The 8,432-nt window shown below is 27.3% G+C and carries 8 protein-coding genes and 2 pseudogenes; 5 read left to right on the top strand and 5 right to left on the bottom strand.

Going from position 1 to position 8,432, the window contains the following annotated elements; genetic code table 11:
* The coding region (locus ELQ12_RS09040; RefSeq protein ID WP_134264728.1) for a DUF3825 domain-containing protein at positions 1 to 372 on the top strand (372 nt) is incomplete at its 5' end.
* Positions 373 to 681: 309 nt separating this feature from the next.
* Here the strand turns inward: ELQ12_RS09040 and ELQ12_RS09045 are convergent.
* The 3 genes and pseudogenes from ELQ12_RS09045 to ELQ12_RS09055 form a co-directional block, all read right to left on the bottom strand.
* Entirely contained in the window at positions 682 to 1,602 is a 921-nt protein-coding gene (locus ELQ12_RS09045; protein ID WP_050589782.1) for a Dam family site-specific DNA-(adenine-N6)-methyltransferase, read from the bottom strand.
* Positions 1,595 to 2,143 carry a hypothetical protein gene (locus ELQ12_RS09050; RefSeq protein ID WP_088261615.1) on the bottom strand — a complete coding sequence of 183 codons (549 nt, stop codon included), beginning with the start codon at positions 2,141 to 2,143 and terminating at the stop codon, positions 1,595 to 1,597. Before ELQ12_RS09050 ends, ELQ12_RS09045 begins: the two co-directional genes overlap by 8 nt.
* Before the next feature lie 40 nt (positions 2,144 to 2,183).
* Positions 2,184 to 3,202 (bottom strand): annotated as a pseudogene (locus tag ELQ12_RS09055) (IS1595-like element ISCco4 family transposase).
* A gap of 386 nt (positions 3,203 to 3,588) precedes the next feature.
* Between ELQ12_RS09055 and ELQ12_RS09060 the strand changes: the two are divergent.
* Positions 3,589 to 4,200: a DNA repair protein Rad50 gene (locus ELQ12_RS09060; protein ID WP_052793810.1), complete on the top strand. Its 612-nt coding sequence runs from the start codon at positions 3,589 to 3,591 to the stop codon at positions 4,198 to 4,200.
* Between the two features lie 331 nt (positions 4,201 to 4,531).
* Here the strand turns inward: ELQ12_RS09060 and ELQ12_RS09065 are convergent, their stop codons facing one another.
* Positions 4,532 to 5,203: a Fic family protein gene (locus ELQ12_RS09065; RefSeq protein ID WP_172399507.1), complete on the bottom strand. Its 672-nt coding sequence runs from the start codon at positions 5,201 to 5,203 to the stop codon at positions 4,532 to 4,534.
* A 348-nt stretch (positions 5,204 to 5,551) separates the two neighbouring features.
* Between ELQ12_RS09065 and ELQ12_RS09070 the strand changes: the two genes are divergently transcribed.
* From ELQ12_RS09070 to ELQ12_RS09080, 3 genes are all read left to right on the top strand, one after another.
* Entirely contained in the window at positions 5,552 to 5,779 is a 228-nt protein-coding gene (locus ELQ12_RS09070; RefSeq protein WP_060787620.1) for a DUF4160 domain-containing protein, read from the top strand.
* Positions 5,763 to 6,005 (top strand): DUF2442 domain-containing protein, encoded by a 243-nt coding sequence (locus tag ELQ12_RS09075; protein ID WP_060787619.1) that lies wholly within the window; start codon positions 5,763 to 5,765, stop codon positions 6,003 to 6,005. The genes ELQ12_RS09070 and ELQ12_RS09075 overlap by 17 nt, the downstream gene beginning before the upstream one ends.
* A 605-nt stretch (positions 6,006 to 6,610) precedes the next feature.
* Positions 6,611 to 6,955 (top strand): hypothetical protein, encoded by a 345-nt coding sequence (locus ELQ12_RS09080; protein WP_002922649.1) that lies wholly within the window; start codon positions 6,611 to 6,613, stop codon positions 6,953 to 6,955.
* 24 nt (positions 6,956 to 6,979) lie between these two features.
* Here ELQ12_RS09080 and ELQ12_RS10765 read toward each other — a convergent pair.
* Positions 6,980 to 8,432: pseudogene (locus ELQ12_RS10765) on the bottom strand (conjugal transfer protein TraG); the annotation flags it as partial.

Genomic DNA, 8,432 nt, shown 5'->3' on the forward strand with positions numbered 1-8,432 from the left:
GATAGTAAATTGGATTTTAGGGTAAATCATTTGCATCTTTTTGAGAGAAAAGAGCGATTACCTGAAATTGTGAAAAAACTAAATGATAGGTTCATAGGACACATTATTAATGGTGAATTGAAAATTATCAAAGATAATTATAATCTTCAAAAGATGATTATTCCTGCAGCTTATAAGCAAAGAGTAGTTTTATACATTCCTTTGAAACTTCAAGAAGAATCAGTTGATACGATAGTTGTAGTTGAAAAAGAGGAAGTTAAAAACGAACAGTATTACGCCGTGAGAACTATACTAAATCCGCAAGACAATATTTACAAAACTGCAAGAGTTCTTTCAATAGTTGAATCAGAATGGGTTAAAAACACTATTTGAAAGAAAAAACATTGGTAAAATAGGCTTTTGAGATAAGTCATTTTACCATGTAATTTTATTTCCAAAAAAAGAAATGGAAAGAAAGCTTGAAAAAAGTACTTACAAGTGTGAATAATAATATTTTTTGTAAAAATTTGATATGATTTAAGAATATTAATCCAAGGCTATGTTAAAATAAAGTATTGATTTATAAATATTGGTAATATAATTTATAGTATTAAATATCACACAAAAAGAGATTTTGTAAGGAGTTAACGAAGTGTAAAAGTATCAATGTAATTAAAGGCATTTGGATTATTAAAATTTAAATTAATTTAATAAATTAAAGCTATGATTATTATTTTTTACTTCATAATTGCAAATATATACTTCTTGTTGTTTGTTGTTTTCCTTACCACAAGCATGATATTGAAAATTATTAGGACTATATACCTTAAAATCATTCTTAGAACAAAAATCAATTAAGTTTTTGTTTTCTAAGCCTTTATTTATAATCACATTACTCATTCCAAACTTTATATTACTTTTATCTAATTCCTTACAAACCATAAATAATCTATTATCATCATTAAAGCCCCACTTGTAACTTTCATTATATGTAGCAGTAGTTATTGAATAAGGCGAATCAAGATATACAAAATCATCCTTATTTAATGTTTCGTTAAAAATTAAGTCTTGAAAATCTCTTTTGTATATTGAAATATTATTTTTAGAAAAAAACTCACAACCAAAATTTATAGCCTTTTTATTTTTAAGAGAAAAACAGTTATTTCCGAATGGCATATTAAAGTCTCCTTTTTTGCTAACTCTAAATTGTTGTGAAAAAGCAAAAAACATAAGTGTGTAAAGGTCTAATGAATTTTTGTTTTTATTATAAAAATCTCTAAATTTGTGATATGCTTTTTTATAAATTTCAACTTCGTTTTTATCACTAAAACATCTAATGGTTGTTTTAGTTGGCAACCCAAACTCTTCAATTCTTTTTTCTATATGTTTTATTATCGTTTTTTCATTGTTTTTTGCAAACATTTGATAATATAAATGCAAAGTTTCGTCAATATCATTTATTATATATTTTTTTGCTTGAGTATTCATCGATACAGTTGCACTTCCAGCAAAGGCGTCTATAAAATGATTAATATTTTTCGGAAACAGATTTATTAAACCACGACGAATTAAACGATTTTTATTTCCCATATAAAGAATGGGGCTACTTATAAAACTACTCATTAATTAGCCTATCTAAATTTATTTTGATATTTCCACAATTACTATTTATTTGTCTTAATATGTTTGAAAATTCATCAAGCGTTAGAAATTTTACGTCTGAATATTTTAAATAGTTTAAATATTTTGGTTTCGGATAGCTCAATTCATATTGTTTTATTGCATTATAGTCAATATCTTCTACAAACAACATTTTAACCTGATTTTCGTAAATTTCTTTATTTGGAAGTTCTTTCATTTGAGAATCATAGCCATTGCTATAATTAACCAAAATTAAAGTTCCGCCTAGTTTTTTTGTAAGTTGAAATAAAGAATGGAATTTTTTCCAGTTGTAGGGATATTTGTTTGGGTCAGATGTATGTGGCATAACATAAATGCTGTCACATTTTAAGTATTCAAAAATGTAATATTTACTATTGATACTATTTTGATATACATACACGCTATCTATATCAAAACCGTAAGTTTTATCGCCACCTAAACAGCGTATAATAAACTCTTTACTTGAGTCGTCACTTTTTCCTATAGGTTTACTGTTTTGCATATATATTTTTCCTTTTCCAAAATTGTTTATATATTCTTTATTAGGACACCAATAACGGCACACTTGGTCTATTTGACATATTAAAAGACCTTGTAAAGCATTCAGTTTTTTGTATATAATTAAACAAAATACTAATTTTATTATCCAGTGTGTTTTTAGCATAATTTACAAAATTATGATACACAAGATAGTTATTTAGGTATTTAGTTGATACACCTTTAAAATTATAAACTATCATAGCTTTTAGTTTGCTATGATAATTATTAATAGTTTGAATATTAAAACTCCCACAAGTGTATTTATTACGTGGTATTCTTATATGGTTTAAATCTAAATCGGACGCTACTTTTAAATAGGCTCAAAACTATCTGTTACAAAAATACTATTTTTAGCTATTTTATTAGCTAATACATTTAATAAATTTACTAATTTTGGTTTGCCTAAATTTGATACTTTAGAAATAGACAATCCATTATGATTTATAGCACAAGATATACAAACTTGCTCTTTAGATAATCCACGCAAAGTTGCACTTGTGCCTCTTTTCTTAGCCTTGCGTGGTAGCTTAAAATTTTTATGATTGCCTTTATATGAAAGCGTTAAAAATGTTTCATCAGCTTCAACAACTCCATTTAATGTAGTTTCATTCATCATAGTTTGCAGTGTATCTAAAATCTTATGTCGCCAAACAAAAGCCGTAGGTAATGATATGCCACAGATTTTAGCTGTTTTTCTTAGTGGATATTTATTTACTAGACAATCTATGTATTTATACCAAATACCTATATCTTTTTTTGTATTAAATAGAATGGTTTTATTTGTGTCTGTAAAAGTTTTATTACAAGTTTTACATATATATCTTTGATGAGTTTTTGCTTTACCATTTTTTACAAATTTATCACTATTACAATAAGGGCAATGAGTAGCTTTATATTTATCTATGATTTTATTATTTGCTTTAGGCTCAGTTAAACTGTTTAAAAAATTTTCTTTTTCTTTATCAGACAAGCTATCAAAAAGCTGTTTGATAATGTCTAATTTGGTTGTTTGACTTAGCAAATAGTATCCTTTGTATTAATAATTCTCAAAGATTATATAAAAGATAAATTATAAAATCAATACTTTATTTTAACAGAGCCAAACAAAAATAACAAATCAAAAGGCTTTAGCTCCTAGAATCACCACAAAATCACATAATACCTTTATAGGCGTTATGCCAAATAAAATCAATGCTTTTTTAAGTGATTTAATAGAGAGTTTTGAAAAAGATTTGAATAGCTACTTAAAATAGTATTTAAGATGGGCGATCTCGATCCGCCCTTATAATGATTTTAAATTATATCATACAATTAAAAAATTGTCAATTTAGTTTATATTTAATATTGCTCTAAAATGTTGATTGTATAATAGCATAATATTTAGATTTTCGTTTTAAAGGAGTGCAAATGAGTGATACTATTATTTTAGGTATTTTATTAGAGAAGTACAATAATGCTAAATATAAAAAAGTCGGAAACTGTATTAAACTTCGTTATCAATATCACGATGTAAATGTGAATTTATATTTTGATGGTTATGATAAAAATTATCCTTCAACTTCTATAATATTAGCAATGGATAAATCTTACTATATTACTTCTTTTAATGTGGATAATTTCGATGAAAAAAATCAATATTTAGATAAAATTCCAGATCCTATACTTAATCTTATTAAAGATGAGAATAACAAATTAACTTCATTTTATAATGAGATGAGAAAGCGTATCAAAGAAGATAATTTCCAAAACATTAGTTACAGCAGTGACATAGTGTTTAATAATACTATGCAATATAATAAAAATAAAGAAAATGGTAATCCATTTTTTCATTATATTAGAGCAGCAGTAATGACACCTGAACATTTTAAAAAATTATTCCATAGTATGAATATTTCAAAAGAAATTCTCATGAAAATTCAACAAGCAGGATTTACCATTGTAACTACAAACGACCCCAATAAAAGAAAAAATTTTTATGAGGAACTAAAAAGTAAAGAAATTTTTATAGAAGTTTTATAATAGAACATATTAACGATAAAGACTTTGCAAGAACAAATAGCCGAAAGCCACGCCTCTTTCGGTTAAGTGTTTTTTGTTACAATTGTATTAAGCTTAGACTAAATTTGGTTTTTATAGAATTTTCAACGGTTTTTTAAGTGAGATAATCAACGAGCTTGATTATCTCGTTAATTAATTCTAAGACAAGAACTAAAAAATCAATGACTACTCATCATGTCTCCTTCTTATAACCGAAAGAGTAGCCATGCTTAATACGCTTTAATTATAGTATTTTTGAATGAATAAGTTTTAATGTTTTATATGAAAATTTGAGTGTTATCTCAATTCTTTCCTATAATTTGTTTTTTTCTTCATCATTATGAAAAACCATTGTTTCAATACAATTTTCTTTACAAAATTGTTTTATTTCATAATTATTGTTTGTTTCATAGAATTTAACAAGATGGGCAAAAAACTCATTCATATCATTCTTAGCAATTGCCAAAATACCGAATCCATTTTCAATTAAAATTTTATTAGCAATTAGCATTGAAGTTCTTTTATTTCCATCAAAAAATAATTGACTTCTCATAAGATATAACATCAAATCCAATGCTACTTCTTTTTTATTTTCATTTTTTAAAATTGTTTCTATATTTTCACTAACCTCATAATCAATAGGTAATTTTGGTTTAAAATTTGTTCCACTTATTTTAACATCAGCTGTTCTTAAAAATCCTGATTTATGAACCAAATCTCTGTCTACAATCCTATTAAAGTCCTGTATCAAACTCAAACTAACTTTTTCATTAATGGTATCAAACAAATAATTCCAAGCTCTTTTGAGATTTAAAATTATTGTTAAATCTTGTATTGTTTTATCAGGAACACTAAAGCCATCTATAATCATTTGAGTTTCAGGAAAAGTAACATTTACACCTTCTAAATTCGCGGATTTCCAAATAATATCTACAAGGTTTCTTTTTGCTAAAAATATATTTTCTTCTAAAGTTAAATTTCTCATTTTAAATCTTTCCTTCATAAAAATCCGCTTTAGAGCTGCAACTCTAGCGGAAAATTACAACAAAGGCTTAACTATGAAACGACATAGTAAGCGTTTTGTGAGATTATATCTAAACTTTAGGTTTTTTAAGTTTAAAATGGAAGTATTTTTAGCAAAACCGCAGGACAGAAAAGCCCCTTGCCTTTGTTAGAGTGTGTATAAAGCTACTAATTTACATTCATTTTCCCAAGTCAAATAAAAAAAATCCTATTAAAAGCCTAAAAATAGGTATTTTACAGCAAAAATACTTAACAAAATTCACGAAAATATAGTATAATTATTAAAAATATGAATAAAGTAAGGAAAATTATGCCCACTCTTTTAAAAATCAATGGCTTTAAGTTTTTCTTTTATTCAAACGAACATGAACCAAAGCATATTCATATTATGAAAGGTAATGAATTTGCGAAAATTAATTTAGAAAATTTACAAGTTCAATTTAGCAATTTTAAAAATAAAGATTTGTCTTTTATTCTTGAAACTGTTAAAAAACACAGACTCGAATTTGAAAGGAGATGGAATGAATACTTTAGTTAAGGCAAAGAATGTAAAATTCGATAAAGATTATCTTATTGTTTTATTAGAGGATGAACGCATAATCCAAACTCCTTTAAAATGGTATAAAGAACTTGAAAATGCAAATTCAGAAGATTTAGAAAAATGGCATTTTATCTGTGATAATACAGGCATCGAATGGGAAAAATTAGACTGTCATTTAAGTATAGAAGCTATGCTTAAAAGCAATGTGAACAAAGTAGCGTGAAAATACAATTAAATCGATGAAGATTTTGGTGACTTTTCCCAAGTTAAATAAAAAAAAGAACCTCGTTAAAACCACTAAAAAATAGGTATTTTATAGCAAAAAAACTTGGCTTTTTTAATGAAATTTGCTATAATATAGCTTGTATTTAAGTACTAATAAGGCTAATCTTCCGATTGTTTAGAAAGGGGGTAGCTATGATTAGAGAAATAATCGAATTTACGATTCTCTTTTTGGAGACAGTAAATAAGATAATCGATTTAATCGACTATCTTTTAAAATAACTTTCTTACAACTATTTTATAAGATCCACGCTTAGTCTTAGCTTAATACAAACAAAAAAACTTTTAAACTTTACAAAAATAAATGATCGGAAGTGCGTGGCTTCTGATTGTTTAATGCTTAAAAGCAATGTGAACAAAGTAGCGTGAAAATACAATTAAATCGATGAAGATTTTGGTGACTTTTCCCAAGTTAAATAAAAAAAAGAAATCCGTTTCAAACCACTAAAAAATAGGCATTTTATAGCAAAAATACTTGCAAAATTTATTAAAATATGGTATAATTTTATTAAAAATATGAATAAGTTATAATTGAAAGGAATAAAGATGGATAAAGCAGTAAATATGAAATCACCAAAAATGAAATTAATAAATAAAATAGCAATAGGATTAGGAGTAGCAGTAATGTTTGCTTTGATATTATTAAGCTGTTTATTAATAAATATTTATAATATAGGCATTAAACATATAATTTTAAGTTTTATAATTAGTTTAGTGTGTTTATTTTTAGTATTACTTTTAATAAACGCCACAAATAAACCGTTCAAAAAAACTTATCCTAAAAGAGATAACTGTTATGATACACATTTCAAACAAAGCGGAATATCAAAATATTCAACCCTTTCGCTGTCTAATCCTTTTTATAACAATTTATATTCTAATGAAGATTAATTGAGAAATTAATCTCAATTAATCTTAGTGTATAGCAGGATCTCCTGTTTTTCCATCTATTAGATGATTGGCTTTTTTAATTTTTTCTCCAACTTCATTGTTTAAATTAGATTTGACTGCTACACCTTTAACTTCTTGATTATCTGGCATTGTTGTAGTGTTGCTTGTTCTTTTACTACTTTGATTTACTTGATCTTGATTTAAATTAGATTGAGTTAAAACACTTCTTTCTGATCCATCAATGGTTTTAAAATTCATACCTGCAGCGTGTGGCATAGTAGTATTATTTGGACTAACAATGCTTTGAGCGCCATATTGACTATTATACTGTGCAAGTTGCGCAGGATCATTTTTAATCATATCGGATACATAATTACCTGCTTTTGCAAAGTATTCATTTTGTTGAGCTGTATTAAGGCTGCTAAAGTCTTTATTATCTCCTGCAGCAAGATCTCTTGCAACCACATTAAGTGTATTGTCAATATTATTAGTACTGACAGATTGAATACCTTGTTCTGTTTGTGTATAGCTTTGAGCATATCCAACCATTTTTGAATAAGCTGTAGAATCGCCACCTGAAAGCGTATTGCTCCAAGAAGAATCCATACCTTTTGTGGTAGATAGAGTTTTAAGAGAAGCTCTTTCCATTGTTTCCTGATAAGCAACTTTTTCTTTATCTGAAAGCGTTCTATTTCTAGCATGCTCATCGCTTACGCTACCTTCTACACCTCCAACAGCTTCTGTACCAAATAGACTTCCACCTGCTTGAACTCTTGCATAAGCCTTGATATTAGCTTTTTCTGTTTCACTTAAATCAGTTCTCTTTTCTATTTCTTGTCCAAAATTATTACCAAAAGCCTTCTTAAATGTTTCATCTCCTTTCTCCATAAACCCTTTAGCTTCATTTAATGCACTTGCTCTACCGCTTTGACTCATATGTGAATACTGATCATTAAAGTTTTTATTCCAAGCATCAGAATTTGCTTGAGATACGCTATTAACAGTTGTCATAGCTCCTGCACTAAGTTTGGCGCCTGACATCATACCATCAACATTTGTTCCTGTCATATTTGCATTAGAGATTTCAGAATTCTTTGTATTGTCACCCATAACTGATTGAGTATTAAATTTAGTAACCGCACCATCTATATTTCTTGCATATTGAAGCGATGCTACCCCTGCACCCACAGCCCAAACTTCATCTCCTCTAGGAGCGGCTATACTTGTTTGCGTAGATAGAGCTTGCTGATTTGCAAAGCTTCCAGCAGCTCTTGAAGCACCTGTTAGAGCTTGAGATAATCCAGAAGCAAAAGTTATAAATCCTTGCTCACTTGCTTTAGCAATTGCATAAGCTAAAACAGGAGTACTCATTACAAGATAATTCATGAAATTTGATCTACTTGCTACTTCTTTGAATATAAGCATGTTATCTCCTAAGCTTAAAGCTGCTTTTCCACCTGTTATTACTTGTGCAACA

It is taken from the genome of Campylobacter sp. US25a (assembly GCF_004379075.1).
Classification (GTDB): Bacteria; Campylobacterota; Campylobacteria; order Campylobacterales; family Campylobacteraceae; genus Campylobacter_D; species Campylobacter_D jejuni.